19 protein-coding genes are annotated in these 15,743 nt (G+C 38.8%); 12 read left to right on the top strand and 7 right to left on the bottom strand.

What is annotated here, in order from left to right:
- The first annotated feature begins 181 nt into the window (after positions 1-181).
- The 4 genes from R0J88_RS02730 to R0J88_RS02715 all read left to right on the top strand — a co-directional run bounded on the left by R0J88_RS02730 (position 182) and on the right by R0J88_RS02715 (position 5,055).
- Positions 182-535, top strand: a complete 354-nt coding sequence (locus R0J88_RS02730; protein ID WP_006794425.1) for a metalloregulator ArsR/SmtB family transcription factor — start codon at positions 182-184, stop codon at positions 533-535.
- A 38-nt stretch (positions 536-573) separates the two neighbouring features.
- Positions 574-1,584 (top strand): ArsJ-associated glyceraldehyde-3-phosphate dehydrogenase, encoded by a 1,011-nt coding sequence (locus R0J88_RS02725; protein ID WP_410899003.1) that lies wholly within the window; start codon positions 574-576, stop codon positions 1,582-1,584.
- Between the two features lie 29 nt (positions 1,585-1,613).
- The gene (arsJ, locus tag R0J88_RS02720; RefSeq protein WP_410899002.1) at positions 1,614-2,831 is read left to right on the top strand and encodes an organoarsenical effux MFS transporter ArsJ; all 1,218 of its coding nucleotides are present in this window, start codon (positions 1,614-1,616) and stop codon (positions 2,829-2,831) included.
- 103 nt (positions 2,832-2,934) lie between these two features.
- The gene (locus R0J88_RS02715; protein ID WP_410899001.1) at positions 2,935-5,055 is read left to right on the top strand and encodes a methyl-accepting chemotaxis protein; all 2,121 of its coding nucleotides are present in this window, start codon (positions 2,935-2,937) and stop codon (positions 5,053-5,055) included.
- Between the two features lie 79 nt (positions 5,056-5,134).
- Here the strand turns inward: R0J88_RS02715 and R0J88_RS02710 are convergent, their stop codons facing one another.
- Positions 5,135-5,722 carry a TetR/AcrR family transcriptional regulator gene (locus R0J88_RS02710; RefSeq protein ID WP_410899000.1) on the bottom strand — a complete coding sequence of 196 codons (588 nt, stop codon included), beginning with the start codon at positions 5,720-5,722 and terminating at the stop codon, positions 5,135-5,137.
- Positions 5,723-5,833: 111 nt separating this feature from the next.
- Between R0J88_RS02710 and R0J88_RS02705 the strand changes: the two genes are divergently transcribed.
- Positions 5,834-6,376 (top strand): carboxymuconolactone decarboxylase family protein, encoded by a 543-nt coding sequence (locus R0J88_RS02705; protein WP_410898999.1) that lies wholly within the window; start codon positions 5,834-5,836, stop codon positions 6,374-6,376.
- Positions 6,377-6,439: 63 nt separating this feature from the next.
- Here R0J88_RS02705 and R0J88_RS02700 read toward each other — a convergent pair whose 3' ends face one another.
- Positions 6,440-6,970 (bottom strand): hypothetical protein, encoded by a 531-nt coding sequence (locus tag R0J88_RS02700; RefSeq protein ID WP_006794431.1) that lies wholly within the window; start codon positions 6,968-6,970, stop codon positions 6,440-6,442.
- A gap of 52 nt (positions 6,971-7,022) precedes the next feature.
- Between R0J88_RS02700 and R0J88_RS02695 the strand changes: the two genes are divergently transcribed.
- Positions 7,023-7,409: a DUF1294 domain-containing protein gene (locus R0J88_RS02695; protein WP_410898998.1), complete on the top strand. Its 387-nt coding sequence runs from the start codon at positions 7,023-7,025 to the stop codon at positions 7,407-7,409.
- 56 nt (positions 7,410-7,465) lie between these two features.
- Here R0J88_RS02695 and R0J88_RS02690 read toward each other — a convergent pair whose 3' ends face one another.
- The 4 genes from R0J88_RS02690 to soxR form a co-directional block, all read right to left on the bottom strand.
- On the bottom strand, positions 7,466-8,320 hold the full coding sequence (locus tag R0J88_RS02690; protein ID WP_410898997.1) for a rhomboid family intramembrane serine protease: 855 nt from the start codon (positions 8,318-8,320) through the stop codon (positions 7,466-7,468).
- 38 nt (positions 8,321-8,358) lie between these two features.
- A complete protein-coding gene (locus R0J88_RS02685) occupies positions 8,359-8,550 on the bottom strand; it encodes a zf-TFIIB domain-containing protein (RefSeq protein ID WP_410898996.1) in 192 nt (63 codons plus the stop codon).
- Complete coding sequence (locus R0J88_RS02680; RefSeq protein ID WP_039037507.1) at positions 8,540-9,181, bottom strand: hypothetical protein; 642 nt, start codon at positions 9,179-9,181, stop codon at positions 8,540-8,542. Before R0J88_RS02680 ends, R0J88_RS02685 begins: the two co-directional genes overlap by 11 nt.
- A 118-nt stretch (positions 9,182-9,299) precedes the next feature.
- Positions 9,300-9,761: a redox-sensitive transcriptional activator SoxR gene (soxR, locus tag R0J88_RS02675; protein WP_058429932.1), complete on the bottom strand. Its 462-nt coding sequence runs from the start codon at positions 9,759-9,761 to the stop codon at positions 9,300-9,302.
- Between the two features lie 78 nt (positions 9,762-9,839).
- Here soxR and R0J88_RS02670 point away from each other — a divergent pair, with 78 nt between their 5' ends.
- From R0J88_RS02670 to R0J88_RS02645, 6 genes are all read left to right on the top strand, one after another.
- Complete coding sequence (locus R0J88_RS02670) at positions 9,840-10,313, top strand: flavodoxin family protein (protein WP_039037509.1); 474 nt, start codon at positions 9,840-9,842, stop codon at positions 10,311-10,313.
- A gap of 66 nt (positions 10,314-10,379) precedes the next feature.
- A complete protein-coding gene (locus R0J88_RS02665) occupies positions 10,380-10,889 on the top strand; it encodes a DsrE family protein (RefSeq protein ID WP_410898995.1) in 510 nt (169 codons plus the stop codon).
- On the top strand, positions 10,889-11,509 hold the full coding sequence (locus R0J88_RS02660; protein WP_410898994.1) for an SGNH/GDSL hydrolase family protein: 621 nt from the start codon (positions 10,889-10,891) through the stop codon (positions 11,507-11,509). The genes R0J88_RS02665 and R0J88_RS02660 overlap by 1 nt, the downstream gene beginning before the upstream one ends.
- A gap of 130 nt (positions 11,510-11,639) precedes the next feature.
- Complete coding sequence (locus R0J88_RS02655; RefSeq protein ID WP_410898993.1) at positions 11,640-13,196, top strand: EAL domain-containing protein; 1,557 nt, start codon at positions 11,640-11,642, stop codon at positions 13,194-13,196.
- Positions 13,197-13,263: 67 nt separating this feature from the next.
- Positions 13,264-13,782 carry a hypothetical protein gene (locus R0J88_RS02650; RefSeq protein WP_410898992.1) on the top strand — a complete coding sequence of 173 codons (519 nt, stop codon included), beginning with the start codon at positions 13,264-13,266 and terminating at the stop codon, positions 13,780-13,782.
- A 274-nt stretch (positions 13,783-14,056) separates the two neighbouring features.
- The gene (locus tag R0J88_RS02645) at positions 14,057-14,746 is read left to right on the top strand and encodes a response regulator transcription factor (RefSeq protein ID WP_410898991.1); all 690 of its coding nucleotides are present in this window, start codon (positions 14,057-14,059) and stop codon (positions 14,744-14,746) included.
- Positions 14,747-14,791: 45 nt separating this feature from the next.
- On the opposite strand, the gene puuE is transcribed toward R0J88_RS02645, so the two are convergent.
- Positions 14,792-15,742, bottom strand: a complete 951-nt coding sequence (gene puuE, locus R0J88_RS02640) for an allantoinase PuuE (protein WP_410898990.1) — start codon at positions 15,740-15,742, stop codon at positions 14,792-14,794.
- Between the last annotated feature and the right edge of the window lies 1 nt (position 15,743).

Below are 15,743 nucleotides of genomic sequence, written 5' to 3'. Positions count from 1 at the left end.
GATTACTTAGCATTGTAAAAGCCCAGTGGTTTGCCACTGGGCTTTTTTGTGCGCTGCAATTTACTAGAGATCACATTAATTGAAGCGGGCTTTTAAATAAACATACGAAAAATCGTATATTCACTATTTCATATATTCTAATTTTGTTTTATTGTATGCACACTAACTAAACGAGGATGCTATGGAACAACTCAACCCACTTCAATTTTACAAATGCTTAGCCGACGATACGCGCTTAAAAGCCATGTTATTAATTAGCCATGAGCAAGAGCTATGTGTGTGTGAGCTTGTTGCTGCGCTTGAACTGAGCCAACCTAAAGTGTCGCGCCATTTAGCACAGCTTAGGCAATGTGGCTTATTGAGCGACCGTAAGCAAAATCAATGGGTGTACTACAGCATTAATAAAGCCCTGCCAGAGTGGGCTCTTAGCGTAATAGCACAAACCAAAAACGAAAATTCTGCGTTTTATAACGACGATTTAAATCGACTCAATGCAATGGGTAATCGCCCAGAGCGTGCAGCAAGCTGCTGTTAATTAAGCAAATTGATATAACTTTACTAAAGGTATTTATTATGACAATTAAAGTAGGTATTAACGGCTTTGGCCGTATGGGACGTTTAACACTGCGCGCAGCACTAGAGTGGCCAGAAGTAGAATTTATTAAAGTAAACGATGTAGCGGGCGATGCTAAAACACATGCCCATTTATTAGAGTTTGACTCAGTGCACGGGCGTTTAGCGCACAGCGTTACAGCAAACGAAAATAGCTTTAGTGTGGCTAAACACACGATTGCCGTTACCAATAACAAAACCATTAGCGATACCGATTGGTCTGATTGCGATGTAGTAATAGAAGCCAGCGGTAAAATGAAAACCACTGAGCTGTTAAATCAATATTTAGCACAAGGTGTTAAGCGCGTTGTAGTAACCGCACCAGTAAAAGAAGATGGCATTTTAAATGTGGTTATGGGTGTTAACGATGATTTATATAACCCAGATGAGCACAAAATTGTTACAGCGGCTTCGTGTACGACTAACTGTTTAGCGCCTATTGTAAAAGTACTACAAGAAAAAGTAGGCATTAAGCACGGCTCAATGACCACTATTCACGATATTACCAATACCCAAACTATTATTGATGCGCCACATAAAGACTTACGCCGTGCTCGTTCGTGCGGTACTAGTTTAATACCCACCACAACAGGTAGTGCAACAGCCATTACGCATATATTCCCTGAGTTAAAAGGTAAGTTAAATGGCCATGCCGTGCGCGTACCTTTAACTAACGCATCTATTACCGACTGTGTATTTGAGCTTGAGCGTGGAGTTATTGCAACAGAGGTGAATGAATGGTTTGCTCAGGCGTCTAAAAGCGAGCTTGCTGGCGTATTAGGTTACGAAGAAAAACCACTTGTATCGATTGATTACAAAACCGATCCACGCAGTAGCATTATTGATGCGCTTTCTACCATGGTTATTAATAATACCCAGCTTAAATTATACGCTTGGTACGATAACGAATGGGGCTACGCTAATCGTACTGCCGAGCTTATGCTTAAAGTTGCTAAAAGCGACTTGGTTTAACCATTTATAAGGTTTAAAGGGCTTTAACCATGTTTGAGCAACTTGCTAATTTACCGACAGCAATAAAACAGTATTTAATTATTACCGGTAATTACTGGGCATTTACCTTAACTGATGGCGCACTGCGTATGCTGGTAGTGCTGCATTTTCATCAGTTAGGGTATGGCGCGCTGGCCATTGCCATGCTGTTTTTGTTTTACGAAATTTTTGGTGTGATCACCAATTTAGTGGGCGGTTGGCTAGGGGCTCATTTAGGCCTTAATAAAACCATGAACTTTGGCCTGGCGCTGCAAATAATGGCGCTTGCCATGTTATGCGCGCCAAGTGAATGGCTCACCGTGGCTTATATTATGGCGGCGCAAGCGCTTAGCGGCATAGCAAAAGATTTAAATAAAATGAGCGCCAAAAGCGCCATTAAACACTTAGTGCCTGAGGGAGAAAGCGGCCAAGGCCAGCTTTATAAATGGGTGGCTATTTTAACGGGCTCTAAAAATGCGTTAAAAGGGGTCGGCTTCTTTTTAGGCGGGTTACTACTTACGGTATTGGGCTTTGTCGGGGCTTTAAAAGCACTTATTATACTACTTACTATTGCGTGGATGATTAGCGTTGTATTTTTAAAAGGCGACATGGGTAAAGCTAAAAATAAGCCTAAGTTTAAAGAGTTATTTTCTAAATCCCGTGCAATAAATTTACTAAGTGCAGCACGATTATGCTTGTTTGCCGCGCGTGATGTATGGTTTGTAGTGGCTTTACCTATTTATTTAGCCCAGCAGTTTAACTGGAACTTTTGGTGGGTTAGTGGCTTTATGGCACTTTGGGTGATTGGCTACGGTGGTGTGCAATCGCAAGCGCCGCGTATTACAGGCACCAGCAATTCAAGTGTAGATACCGTTAAACATGCCTATTTATGGGTGTTGCTATTAAGTGGTGTAACTGCACTTTTAGCACTACTTATGCAATTTGATGTTGCTGTGCATGCCACCTTGATTATAGGTTTACTTATATTTGGCGGTGTATTTGCAGTTAATTCATCTGTGCATAGTTATTTAATTGTCAGCTTTGCTAAAAGCGATGGTGTATCGCTTGATGTTGGCTTTTATTATATGGCCAATGCCATGGGGCGTTTACTGGGTACGGTGCTTTCGGGGTGGGTGTTTCAGGTTTATGGTTTTGTAGCATGTTTATGGGTGAGCGTTGCTTTACTCATAGGTGCCTCAATAACCACAGCTATTTTGGCTAAGCGTTAAAGCTCAACGTATTGTATTAAATTAAATTTTGTTCGCGGTTATCGATAGCTTGATTAGTAAAATCGTCTAAACTGTACTTGTAGTTTAAACAAAGGGCAGGTCAATGCGAGAAATATCGTTAGCAAAAAAACTATTATGGCTTACAGTAGGTAGCATATTTATAACCGTGTTACTGCTATCGAGCATTCTGTGGTGGGAGCTGTCGTCGAGTAACGATGAGCTATCAAGCCAATCAGAAAAATACATAGTGGCAGAAGTTGAAGAAAAACTAAGTGCGAACGCGGCTGTATACGGTGAAAGAATTGCAGGGTTTATTAACGAAGCATACCGTGTCCCTTTTTCACTAGCTGCCATATTAAGTGGCACGGCGGGTAATGACGCACTTAGCCGCGAATCCGTTGTTAATCTTAATAAATCCATTTTAAATAATAATGAGTCGCTTTCTTCCATCTATTCCCAGTTTGAAGTAAATGGGTATGATTCAAAAGATACTCAATTTACAAACGGTTACAGTCACTCTGTTGACGGTGCTGGTACACTCGAAATTTATTTTACTCGCAGTAAAGAAGGCGTGGTCGAGCAGCAAGTTGTAGACGACCCTGCCGAAAAATATTTCACTAAGCTTAATGAATTTGGCCTGCGAGAGTCTGAATGGTATTTGTGTGCTAAAGACAACGTAAAGCCGTGTATTATGGAACCTTACTTATACGAAATTACGCCAGGCAACTCAGAAATGATGACGTCTCTTACGGTTCCTATTGTCAGAGACGGCCGGTTTGTTGGTATATCTGGCGTTGATTTAACGTTGCCGGTTTTTCAAAAATTAACAGAGCAGCTTTCAAAAGAGCTGTATAACGGTCAAGCTAAGGTTACCTTATTAAGTGATGTTGGTTTAATCGTAGGCAGTAGCCACTACAAAACCAAGCTTGGCCGGCCTTATAAAGAAGCAATGTCATCCACTATTACCAGTAAAGTTGAAAAGGTACGAGGTGAAAACAATCTTTTAAAAGCGGATGACACTTACCTGGTTAATTACCCCATAAATATAAAGCTTGCAGACACTCAGTGGTCGCTCATTATTGAAGTACCTGCAAATTTAGCTCTGGCTGGCCCACAGGCTTTGAGTGAAAATATGCAAAGTACCGCAGCAGCATTGGGCACTATTATTTTAGTAACCGGCTTAATTATTGCGGGTGTTGCTTTTGTAGTTATGAAATTTGTTGTAGCAGGTGTTATAGCCCCACTTGAACAAATACAAGAACGCGTTGATAACCTAGCCAGTTCAGAAGGCGACTTAACACACACCTTACATGTAGACAGCCATGCCGAGCTAATTGCACTGGCTGGTGGCTTTAATCGCTTTTTAACTAAATTACGCGACCTAATTGCTGAGCTTAAAGCCGTATCAGATCAGACTAAGCAACAAGGCGAAATTGCTCAGCATATAGCCATCGACACAAAACATAATGTGCAGGCGCAGTTTAAAGAAATAGAAAGCGTTGTTACCGCTATGAACGAAATGAGCGCAACGGCGCTTGAAGTAGCAAGAGCTTCAGAGCAATCAGCGCAGCAAGCTGACGAAATAAACGGCTTAGTGGTAAGCAGTGAGTCGAGCTTGTCGTCGGCTATGACGCAAGTAAAAACCATGTCTGAAGAAATAAAAGAGGCAAACCAAGCCGTTGAAAAAGTAGCGACGCGTAGTAAAGACATAACGCAAATTTTAGATGTGATCAGAACCATTTCAGAGCAAACTAATTTACTGGCACTCAATGCAGCCATTGAGGCAGCAAGGGCTGGCGAACACGGCCGAGGTTTTGCAGTTGTTGCTGATGAGGTACGAGCACTTGCTTCTAAAACCCGTTCATCTACTGATGACATTAGCAACCTAATAGACAGCCTACTGCATGAAGTTGGTAATGCTTCCACCGTAATAGAAAAAGGCGTTGTAAGAGCACAAAATGCGGTTGACGAAACCTCTGTCGCCTTTGACGCGTTGCACAGTGTGGTTGTAAAAGTGGATGAAATAACCAATCAAATAACGCATATTGCAACAGCTGCTGAAGAGCAAAGCTTAGTAACAGAAGAAATAAATCGTAATTTAACGCTTATTTCTGATGCGGCATCTCAGTTGTCTGGTTTATCTTCGCAGGCAGGCGATAGTAGCGAAGTTCTTAATAAGCTAGTTGCTCAACAAGATAGCGAACTCAATAAGTTAAAAACTTAACAGGTACATCATTCCTAAAAATAAAAAACGGCGGTAATTGTATTACCGCCGTTTTTTGTCATTCATTGAGTTGTTTAGCTTAGAGCGCTCTCATAATTTTAAACATTTGATCAATCATAGGTTGTGCAAGCTCTTCAACACCCGGGCGGTTAAAGTAGCCGCGTAGCCCTGTAAATTGCACTTTAAAAAAGCGAGCATAGTCTTTTGGGCTAACCTCGCCTTTTAGCTCTTCACGCGCAATGGCTTGTGCAAATAAATCGCTTAAATAATCTTCAAATTTGTCTGATAAATCAAGGCTTAATGAATACAAACAGCTGTCTTCATCGGCAAACTCACAATTTGCTTTTACTAGCATGCAAATGGCGCTCGGGGAATTTTTTTTATCTTTAATGATGACGTTTTCAACAAACGTTTGTAAACCACCAATAATAGTAGGCGAAGCCAATAAACACGTTTTTATTTGATCTTCTATTTGCATGGTGTAATTTTTTAAAGACTCAATATACAACCCTTCCTTTGAGCCAAACGCAGAATAGATACTACCTGGGCGCATATTAATTGCGTCCTGTAGATCGCGGGTCGAAGTGGCATTAAATCCCTTTTCCCAAAATAGCTGACTGGCAAGGCGGACAACAGTCTCGCGCTCAAATTTAACTTTGTTGACCATGCTGTTTCTCAATTATTTTGAACATTTGCTCAATTTTAACTTGAGCGGTCGCTCAAAATCAAATAGTATGTGCTTCGACGTTACTTAAACAACTTATTTTTGGAGCTAACAATGGCAGAATTTACTTTATATACAGCAGAAAATGCACCTGAAGAGTCAAAACCTTTATTAGCCGATTCAGTTGCTGCATTTGGCATGTTACCTAATTTACACGCAGTAATGGCTGAAGCACCAACGCTATTAAAAGGTTACCAAGTACTTCACGAATTATTTCAAAACACTTCATTTAACGCAGAAGAGTTAACAGTGGTATGGCAATCAATTAACGTTGAACATGACTGTCATTACTGTGTACCAGCACACAGTGCCATTGCAGCGTCAATGAAAGTTGACCAAGGTATTGTCGATGCTTTAGTGAATAAAACACCGCTTGCAGATGCAAAACTCGAAACATTACGTGAAACAACATTGGCTATGACGCGTGAACGTGGCGTAATTAGTGACGAGCAAATAGAAAAGTTTTTTGCAGCGGGTTACGGTCAACAGCAACTACTAGAGATTATTGTAGGTTTATCGCAAAAGGTAATGAGCAACTACACTAACCACATAGCAAATACGCCAGTGGACGAACCATTTAAAAAATTCGCAAAATAATCGCGTTATAATTAACAAAAAAGGCAGCGAAAGCTGCCTTTTTTGTGCCGTAAGCACCGGGAGCTATTTGAATTTTACGGCTTGATTGCTACGCGTATAAATGCGTGACTCTGGTTTGGTCCATTCACCTTTTTTTAAATAGGAGGTAGACACAACCAATTTCCCATCTTTTAAATCGCTGGTCGACTTCACTTTAGTAATACCTTCTTTACTACCTGTAACCTCTTCGTAAGCAACAAACTGCGTAGGGCTGAGTACTTTTATAGTGCCTTTTGTATAAAAACCGGCTGTTGTAAAATAATAAAAAACCAATGAGTCTTTTTTGCTATCGTAAAAAATCATCGACTCGCCACCATATTCACCCTCATTAATAGAGTGTTTTGTTCTTATTGCCTTACCATTAAGCGCACGCTCCCATAAGCCTACGTCTTGAACTGGTTTAGTGCCTGGTGCAACATCAAAATCAGCTTGCCACGAGCCTAAATAAGGCTGAAATACACTAAGGTGTTTATCAAGTTTAAGTGGTTGTTCTTTTGCGTGAGTTGTAAAAGCTAAAAAGCACAAAGTAAAAAATAGCACTTTAAAATATGTCATAATTATTCTCTTATTATTTGAATTGATACAGACCAGTATAGGCGATAATTACTTGATAAAGAAAATCTTAATAATTCTATCCTTACTTTTTATATCCATAGTATGGTTTGTACATTTTCAGTGGGGCGTAACTATTTTGGCGCCTACTTATATAACTGCTATTAGTGCCATAACATTTATTATGTATGCGTGGGATAAACACAAAGCTAAGCAGTCGGTAAATAAAAAAGTAACTCGTACAAGCGAGCGAACTCTTCATTTATTAGCACTATGTGGGGGCTGGCCAGGGGCGTTAATAGCTCAGCAATTATTGCGTCATAAATCACAAAAAAAGCGTTTTATAACGGTACTTTGGGTGTGCATTTTATTAAATATAGTTTTATATTTTTTTGCTTTAGAGTTTTTTGGGTATTTGGAAATAGCTAATATAAGCCTTTAAAAAACGATCCCACTGAAAAACAACTAAATCAGTGGGGCGATGGTTGAATAACAACATTAGCGTTTTAACTGTGCTTCGCTTTGGTTAAGTAATCTAATAATAGGGTTTTGTTCTAATATTTTATTTTTTAAAAAATAGCCAATCAATAACCCGGCAACAAAGCCCCCAATATGTGCGCCATAATCAATGCCATCAGGGCCGCTTAACGCACCAGATATATTTATAATCAACCAAATTGCAAAAAACCAAGCAGCTGACAGTTTTTTCTGGTAGATAATAATCATAAAAGTGAGGCTGGCATGCCTAAACCACATTAAGTACATACCAAATAAGCCCGCAATTGCACCACTTGCACCTACACTAGGTATTGCTGATGTTGGGCTAACAAGGTAACTAGAGAGAGAAGCTATTAGCCCACACACTAAATACCAGATTAAAAAGCGCTTGTGCCCTAAAACATCTTCTAAGTTGTCACCTACCACATATAAAAAATACATATTCCCTAGCAAATGCATTATTGAGCCATGCAAAAACATACAAGTGAGTAGTGTCCATACTTCATTGCCTTCACTTATATCTGACGGTGTCATGGCAAAAAACTCAATGGCGAAGCCAAATGCTTCACTATTGAAAAAGTATAAAGCAAAAATTAATGTGTTGAGTGCTACTAAACTGAAAGTGACCCATGCTTTTCGCTGAGGTTTTATATTATATTCAACAGGCATTTGAGTTAAAAATTGAAAAAAATACGTTTTCCAGCTTGTTCTTTGATTTAGCTCGTTTAGAGTAGCTTTTAATTCTGGACTTTTTTCAACGCTTTCAAGCTCATCTTTATCAATCCAGGTACCATCACAATGCCTACAAATATCAATTTCGGTATGAAAATCTTCTAGAAGATGAAAACGTTCCAAGCTTTTATTGCAATCAGGACAGTCAAGTTCTGAAATACCTAATGAATCCCAAAGCTGGTTTCAAATTTCTCACCGACAGGACCATCGTTGATTTCGTCAATCATGCGATTAACTTCATTTTTTTCAAACCAAAGGCCGCCACATTCACGGCAGATGTCTATTTCTTCACCTTGGTAATTTGTAGCTTCTAAAGCGTGTGTTTTACAATGTGGGCAGTGTTTAGTTGGCATTTTTTAGCTCCTTTAGCGATCCAACAGAAATATCATTTTGTTTTAATTCCATTTTTAACTGTTCAGCATTTTGTTTTAATGCGGGTAATGTTTCATCTTTTATTAAATGAGTAATTTTTTTTAGTTCAATTGCGGCTTGCTTAGCTGACATTTTCCTTGATATTGCTGCATTGATTACAAAGTCTGCTCGAGAATAAAACCGACGAATTTTAGTTAAAAACTCACTGGGTGTTTCAAGTGTAGTACGTGAAAACTGCATTGTTTTCCATATGTACTTCTCTAAAGTAGGTTTAAAAAATTCCATTTCAGATTTTGGTGGGCTTTTTGCTAAGCGCTCTGCATATTCCGCAACGGCATTTACGTTATCGTTAACTTCATCAAATAAAGAAGTCCGTAGATAATAGTTGTCTTCCATTTTACTAAAAGAATCAAATTTTAAAGCTTGTTCTAAACCACTTTGAGCGGCTAAATACACGCCAAATATGGTAGAGATAACCATAAAAAGTTGATTTAACCAAAAGCCTGTGCTTTTTAGCTCTTTGTTATCAACTGTTTTAAGTGCTTGAGCTAGTTTTTGAGTGGCCGCAGGGTTTTTGGGCTCACTTTGAGATGACGGAGTTGTGGGGTTCACTGCAAAATCCTTTTTTTACTTCCTTTGAAGCGAAATATATTAATGAATGAACATTTAATAATCAATGATTTATTAAATATTCATGTCACTAGTTTTTTCACTAATCACATTGTGTGATTTAACCACTTTTTAACAATACAGCTCCACTTTGCTCACTCCCTAAATGATCGTCTTTATTATAAATAGGGCAGCTTTTAAGTGATAAACACCCACAGCCAATACATCCATCTACGCGGTCGCGTATGCGTTGCATATACGCTATGCGTTCATCTAATTGAGCTTGCCAGCGTTTTGAAAGCGCAGACCAATCTTTTTTAGTGGGCGTGCGGTTATCGGGGAGTGAGGCAAGTGTTTGTTTTATATCGTCTAGCGAAATGCCCATGGCTTGTGCTGCTTTTATAACGGCCACTCGGCGAAGTACGTCGGGTTTGTAGCGGCGTTGATTGCCGCTGTTTCGCCAGCTTTTTATTAAATGTTTAGTTTCGTAAAAGTGTAATGTAGACACTTTTACACCACTTCTTTTTGCTACGTAACCTACTGTTAAAGTGGCGTCGATCAGCTTTTTTTGCTCAGCAGACATTAATTTTATTCCATGTATTGACCTCAATATAACTTGAGGTTTTAAGCTCCCTTCAACATTAAAAAAGGAGCTGGAAAAATGCAACAAAAACTTAGTCGTAACACCGTTATTATTTATTCATCGGCAAGAAAAAATGGTAACACAGCCGCACATGTTAAAAGTTTTGCTGAGCAAAATGAGCTGCATGTTGTGTGTTTAGATGAATTTAAAATACCGCCTTACAGTTACAGTAAAAAATACACTGATGATGAATTTTTCTCACTTTTTGAATCACTTTTAAATTACGACCATTGGGTATTTGCTTCGCCAGTGTATTGGTATAGCACCACAACACAAATGAAAACATTCATAGACAGAATTACCGATTACATGGATGACGAACATTTAAAACCAAAGTTGCGTTTACTGCGCAGTAAAGATTTTTCGTTGCTGTCGAATGCGTCGTCGAGTGAGGCACCAGATGCTTTTGTTGCGATGTTTAAAAACACATTTAGTTATTTAGGCATGCGTTTTTTAACGCATCACCATAAAAGTTCACACACTTTATCGTGAATAACTGCCTTTTGTACAAAGCATCTGGTACTTTATTTATACACTAAAAAAGCCAAAGGGTTGTTTATGAAATATTTACTATTACTTTTGTTGTTAAGCCCATTATCTTTCGCTAATAAGCAACCTATTAACGGTTTTGGTTATTACTATAAAGTACCAGAGCATGCAGCGATTAATGATTCGACTCAATTTAAAATAGCGTTTGATGTGGCCGATGGCGCTAAAAAAGGCGAGCAAAATAATGCGATGAACTCACTTGCCCGCTTTATAAATATGCATGTTGCACATGGCATTAAACCAGAGAATATTAAGTTAGCATTAGTTATACATGGTGGTGCAAGTGTAGATGTGCTATCGAACGATGAATATAAAAAACGCTTTAACGTTGATAATAAAAACGCGAGCTTAATAAAACAATTATTGGCAAATAACACGCAGGTATTTGTGTGCGGGCAGTCGGCTACTCACTTTAAAGTAACGCCTAAACAGCTTATACAAGGCGTTACCATGTCTTTATCTGCTATGACCGCGCATGCTCAACTTCAGCAGCAAGGTTACACTTTGAATCCATTTTAATGAAAAAATCTATTTTATGTTTTGGTGACTCAAATACGTGGGGATTAAACCCCGCAACGGGAAAGCGTTTTGAGGAAAAAGTAAGGTGGCCGTCGGTATTAGCAGAAAGGCTAGGTGACCAATTTGCTATTATAGAAGCAGGACAGCCTAATCGTACGCTTGTGAATAATCCACCATTTAATGGGGACTTATCGGGGGTAAGTTATCTAAAACCGCTTTTAGAAGCACACTCTGTGACTGCTATAGTGATAGCCCTTGGTACTAACGATTTAAAAAAGCGCTTTAAATTGACTGCCGAGCAAATAGGGAATGGCTTAGCAAATTTAATAGACGGTATTGAAGGGTTTTACGAGGGTTATAAACAACCTAAGCTCATAATATTGAGCCCACCCTATGTTAGTTGTCTAGGGCAATATAAACATGTTTACGAGGGCGCACCGAGTAAAAACCTAGCTTTAAGTAAAGAGTTTGAAAATGTAGCGTGTATTAAAAATGCCAACTTTTATGATTTACAAAAAATCGTTTCTGTTTCACCCATTGATGGGGTACATATAGAGGCCAATAGCCATGCAAAAATAGCGGCTTTAGTGTGTAATTTAATAAATGAAGCTGATGCGTAATTAACGCTAATGTTTAAATTATAAGTACGCAATATACTATGAATATTGTGAGCTTATTTGCATTTAAGGCTGATTATGCAATGATGGAGAACACACTGATAGTGAATGCTTTATAGGCAATAAGGACATAATGAAAAAATACCAACAAAAGTCATTAATTGCAGTTTTAACCGGTGTTTTGGTTTTTGTAGTGGGTAGCCTAGTTTTATTGTATTTTGCTGGGCACAAATTAGCGGCTGCAATACAAAAAGATGCAAAGCAAATTGTTAACCACATAGACGCTGCTGTAAGCGAGCGACGCCAAATTCTTTTTCCTTTAAATGCATTAAACTTCTCTGAGTGTAGCGACGAAAACCTGCTTGAAATGCGACGTGCACTTTTTGATGCCAAGTATGTTGTAGATATCGGCTTTTTTAAAAATAATCAGCTTGTTTGTACCACAGGTTCGGGTGTACTAAAAAACCCAATAAACGATAGAACCCCCGACTATATTCGTAACAATCTTGAAAGTAAAAACGACAATAACATCAGAGTTCGGTTTGAGCCAAACTTAAGAATTTTACTTTTTGAAGAGCGAATAATGCAGGTCGTGATTGTAAGGCAGGGTAACTATAATTTAATTATGGATACTGCAGCCATTAGTCGCAGTAATATTGCAGCACCGTACTGGGAAATAACGTATAAAACGGGTTCTGAGTCATTTCATTTGGCAGGTAAAAGCGGCTTGAGTAAAGAGCTTGTAAGCCACAAACAAATACCATTTGAAACCGCACTTATGTGCAGCAATAAAAATAAAGGATATTGCGTTGCGGTTAGAACACCATGGAGTGAGTTTTTCGCTGACAATCAATTTTTGCTGATCATTTCTCTTATTTTAACCTGCCTAACGGGTGTGTCGAGCGCGCTAATAGTGGATTATCAAATTGCCGCTAGTCGTTCTACTAATAATAGAGTGCGTAAAGGCTTAGCAAAGGGCTCATTTTATTGGACTTACCAACCTATTATTTGTTTGCACACAGGTAAAGTAATTGGTTGTGAGGTGCTAGCTCGGTTTAAAGACAAATACGGGCCACTGTACCCCGATGAGTTTATTCCGGTGATACGAAAAAATAATTTAACGTGGTCGTTTACTCAAGCAATGGTAGCAAAAGTGCTTAAAGAGCTTACAGAGTTGGACGATTTACCAACGGGTTTTAAGGTGTCTATTAATATATTTCCTTGCGATGTAGAGCTTGGAAATGTATCGCTGTTGACACAAGAGCCTGCACTTATTAATTCACGCTTTATTATTTGCCTAGAAATAACCGAAGACGAGTACCTCGATACTAGCATTGCACATGCTCATTTTAGAACGCTGGTTGATTCTGGATTTAATTTGTCGCTGGATGATTTTGGTACTGGCTATTCTAATTTAAGAAATTTACAAAATTTAAGTTTCCACCAGTTAAAAATAGACCGAACTTTTGTACAAGATATAGCCACGCAAGGTTTAAAGGCGTCTATGATCCCTAATATAATGGAGTTAGTGCGTAAGTTTAATTACACCTGTGTAGCTGAAGGAATAGAAACAACTGAGCAAGAAGCTATGTTAAAAAGCGCGGGTGTACATTATGGGCAAGGTTGGAAATATGGCCGGCCAATGAAGGTCGATAAATTTAAACGGTATATAGCACAGCAAACGCTTTAAAAAAGATCGACGATCTTATTTAAAGCGTATAAGCAGTTAAATTTATTATAAAAACAGGCTAATTAGAATGATTAGATCAATATTTACAATGCTTTTGTTACTCTTAATAACTGGCTGCGCATCGCAATACCCTAATCAGCAAGTTGTCGGAAAGCAATTTCCAACGATTACTGGCGAAAGCTTAGAGAAGAAAGAATTTGTTATTCCGAGTGATTTTAACACTGAAAAAACCTTGCTGCTTATAGGCTATAAACAAGATAGCCAGTTTGATATTGATCGCTGGTTAATCGGTTTAGATATGGCAGGTGTAACACTCCCTACCTATGAGTTACCTACCATTGCCGGCATGGCACCGCGAATGTTTAGCACGTTTATTGATAATGGTATGCGCAAAGGGATTCCTAAAGAGTTATGGGGTGGTGTTATTACTATTTATAAAGACGGTGAAGCGGTGCAAAAATTTACTGGTAACCAAAGCCCTAACAATTCGCGCGTTATTCTTATAGATAGCACAGGGAAAATATTATATTTTTACGACCGTGGTTTCTCTGTTGATGCACTCAATAAATTAAAGTCAAAAATATAACGTTTTAAAGTGTGGTCGTTATTTATGGAAAATTTAAATAACGGCTCAGTATAATTTTTCAGTACTGAGTATTGAGATAAAGCTAATAGGTAATGCTCAACAGATCAGAGCAGTATAATATATGAGGTATAGTATAAATTAATTTTTAAGCTATTGTTATTTATATGTATTAATTTTTTCGCTGCTTTTTTCTCTTTATTCTTAATATTAAAATCGCATTGTAAACATCGGGTATTTTAGTTAACCTAGTATCAAAGTTTCAAGGATGAAATCTATGCTAAAACCGCACACCGTATTTGTTAAAACCACCTTTCAATCTTCTTTTCACTGTGAAAGTTACACAATTATACTAAAAACTATGCAGGCTATTTTTGGTGATATAAAAATGGATGATGCATTGCCTAAACCTGACGCACGCGACAAGTTTGATTTATATTTAATTGATGGTGCTAAAAATAACTGGCTTGATTTATTACCTGCTGATTTACTTTGTTTAGCAAAAAAGCATAAGGTTGTTTTATTTAATGTTGAGCAAGAGGCTGTTTGCGAAAAAAACTTATTATTAAATCATGTTAATGGCGTTTTTTATAAATCGGATGCGCCAGAAGTTATTTTTAAGGGGCTAGTTAGGGTCACATCCGATGAACTGTGGTTTACCCGAAAAGTAATTTCTAAAGCATTTAGTGATATTTTATTAGTTGCTTCTTCTTTTAACTCTTTAAAAGACGATATTACTTTAAAGCAAGACGATTATGCTCACCTGACCAAACGCGAAAAGTCGGTTATTCATTTAATTGCTCAAGGCGCGAGTAATAATACGATCGCGGATAAACTTAATATAAGTGATCACACCGTAAAAACTCATTTGTATAGTGCCTTCAAAAAAACAAATTCACGAAATAGAATAGAGCTTGCAAACTGGGCCCAGCGTTATGTAGCGGTTTTGCTGCCTATGGTTAAGTAAACCACTACATCTAAAGTGACCTTAGCCCAGTATTAGTAGCCTTTTTTATTTTACTGGATTACATTTATGCTTTTTGTATGGATGGGTTTTTAGCCAATGCTCCGCAATTTGCTCGCGCGTGGCAAACCAAACTTGTTCATGAGAGCGGGCATATTCTAAAAACCGTGCGAGGGCTTTAATGCGTCCAGGGCGGCCAATTAAGCGACAATGCAGCCCTATCGACATCATTTTAGGGGCGTTTTCACCTTGTGGGTCGCCTTCTTCATAAAGCGTATCAAAGGCATCTTTTAAATAATTATAAAACTGATCGCCGGCATTAAAACCTTGCACTGCAGCAAAGCGCATGTCATTTACATCAAGCGTGTAGGGCACTATTAACTGTGGTTTACCTTCTTTAATACTGTAAAAGGGTAAGTCGTCGCTGTAATCGTCGGCGTCATATAAAAATGTGCCATTTTCTACCACAAGGGCAGCAGTATTTGGGCTTGTACGCCCGGTGTACCAGCCTTTGGGCTTTTTACCGGTAAGTGCTTGAATGATCTCAATGGCCTTTTGCATGTGCTCGCGCTCGGTTTGCATATCTATATGTTGATAATTAATCCAGCGCAGGCCATGGCTTGCTATTTCGTGCCCTGCATCAACAAACGCTTTAGCTACATCGGGATGGCGCTCAAGGGCCATTGCCACAGCAAAAATGGTGACCGGTATATCGTATTTTTTAAAGAGTTTAAGTAAACGCCACACACCCGCGCGCGAGCCATATTCGTAAATAGACTCCATGCTTATGTGGCGGTCTTCTACATGCGGGGCGCTGACTATTTCAGATAAAAACGTTTCGGCCGCTGCATCACCATGCAGTACACAGTTTTCGCCGCCTTCTTCGTAATTTAATACCACTTGCACAGCAATGCGGGCTTTATTGGGCCAATTTGCATGGGGTACCTGTGAGCCATAACCAACTAAATCGCGCGGGTAGTGTTTAAATTGCTCGCTCATG

The sequence above is a fragment of the Pseudoalteromonas sp. SIMBA_162 genome (genome assembly GCF_046535955.1).
In the GTDB taxonomy this organism is placed as follows: Bacteria; Pseudomonadota; Gammaproteobacteria; order Enterobacterales; family Alteromonadaceae; genus Pseudoalteromonas; species Pseudoalteromonas marina.
The sequence above is the reverse complement of the archived record's forward strand: the minus strand, read 5'-3'. Positions and strand labels throughout refer to the sequence as shown.

Bases quoted from the DNA above. Each gene is read 5' to 3' on its own strand.
- R0J88_RS02730 (WP_006794425.1), top strand. From the start codon at position 182: ATGGAACAACTCAACCCACTTCAATTTTACAAATGCTTAGCCGACGAT.
- R0J88_RS02725 (WP_410899003.1), top strand. From the start codon at position 574: ATGACAATTAAAGTAGGTATTAACGGCTTTGGCCGTATGGGACGTTTA.
- arsJ (WP_410899002.1), top strand. From the start codon at position 1,614: ATGTTTGAGCAACTTGCTAATTTACCGACAGCAATAAAACAGTATTTA.
- R0J88_RS02715 (WP_410899001.1), top strand. From the start codon at position 2,935: ATGCGAGAAATATCGTTAGCAAAAAAACTATTATGGCTTACAGTAGGT.
- R0J88_RS02710 (WP_410899000.1), bottom strand. From the start codon at position 5,722: ATGGTCAACAAAGTTAAATTTGAGCGCGAGACTGTTGTCCGCCTTGCC.
- R0J88_RS02705 (WP_410898999.1), top strand. From the start codon at position 5,834: ATGGCAGAATTTACTTTATATACAGCAGAAAATGCACCTGAAGAGTCA.
- R0J88_RS02700 (WP_006794431.1), bottom strand. From the start codon at position 6,970: ATGACATATTTTAAAGTGCTATTTTTTACTTTGTGCTTTTTAGCTTTT.
- R0J88_RS02685 (WP_410898996.1), bottom strand. From the start codon at position 8,550: ATGCCAACTAAACACTGCCCACATTGTAAAACACACGCTTTAGAAGCT.
- soxR (WP_058429932.1), bottom strand. From the start codon at position 9,761: ATGTCTGCTGAGCAAAAAAAGCTGATCGACGCCACTTTAACAGTAGGT.
- R0J88_RS02670 (WP_039037509.1), top strand. From the start codon at position 9,840: ATGCAACAAAAACTTAGTCGTAACACCGTTATTATTTATTCATCGGCA.
- R0J88_RS02665 (WP_410898995.1), top strand. From the start codon at position 10,380: ATGAAATATTTACTATTACTTTTGTTGTTAAGCCCATTATCTTTCGCT.
- R0J88_RS02660 (WP_410898994.1), top strand. From the start codon at position 10,889: ATGAAAAAATCTATTTTATGTTTTGGTGACTCAAATACGTGGGGATTA.
- R0J88_RS02655 (WP_410898993.1), top strand. From the start codon at position 11,640: ATGAAAAAATACCAACAAAAGTCATTAATTGCAGTTTTAACCGGTGTT.
- R0J88_RS02650 (WP_410898992.1), top strand. From the start codon at position 13,264: ATGATTAGATCAATATTTACAATGCTTTTGTTACTCTTAATAACTGGC.
- R0J88_RS02645 (WP_410898991.1), top strand. From the start codon at position 14,057: ATGCTAAAACCGCACACCGTATTTGTTAAAACCACCTTTCAATCTTCT.
- puuE (WP_410898990.1), bottom strand. From the start codon at position 15,742: ATGAGCGAGCAATTTAAACACTACCCGCGCGATTTAGTTGGTTATGGC.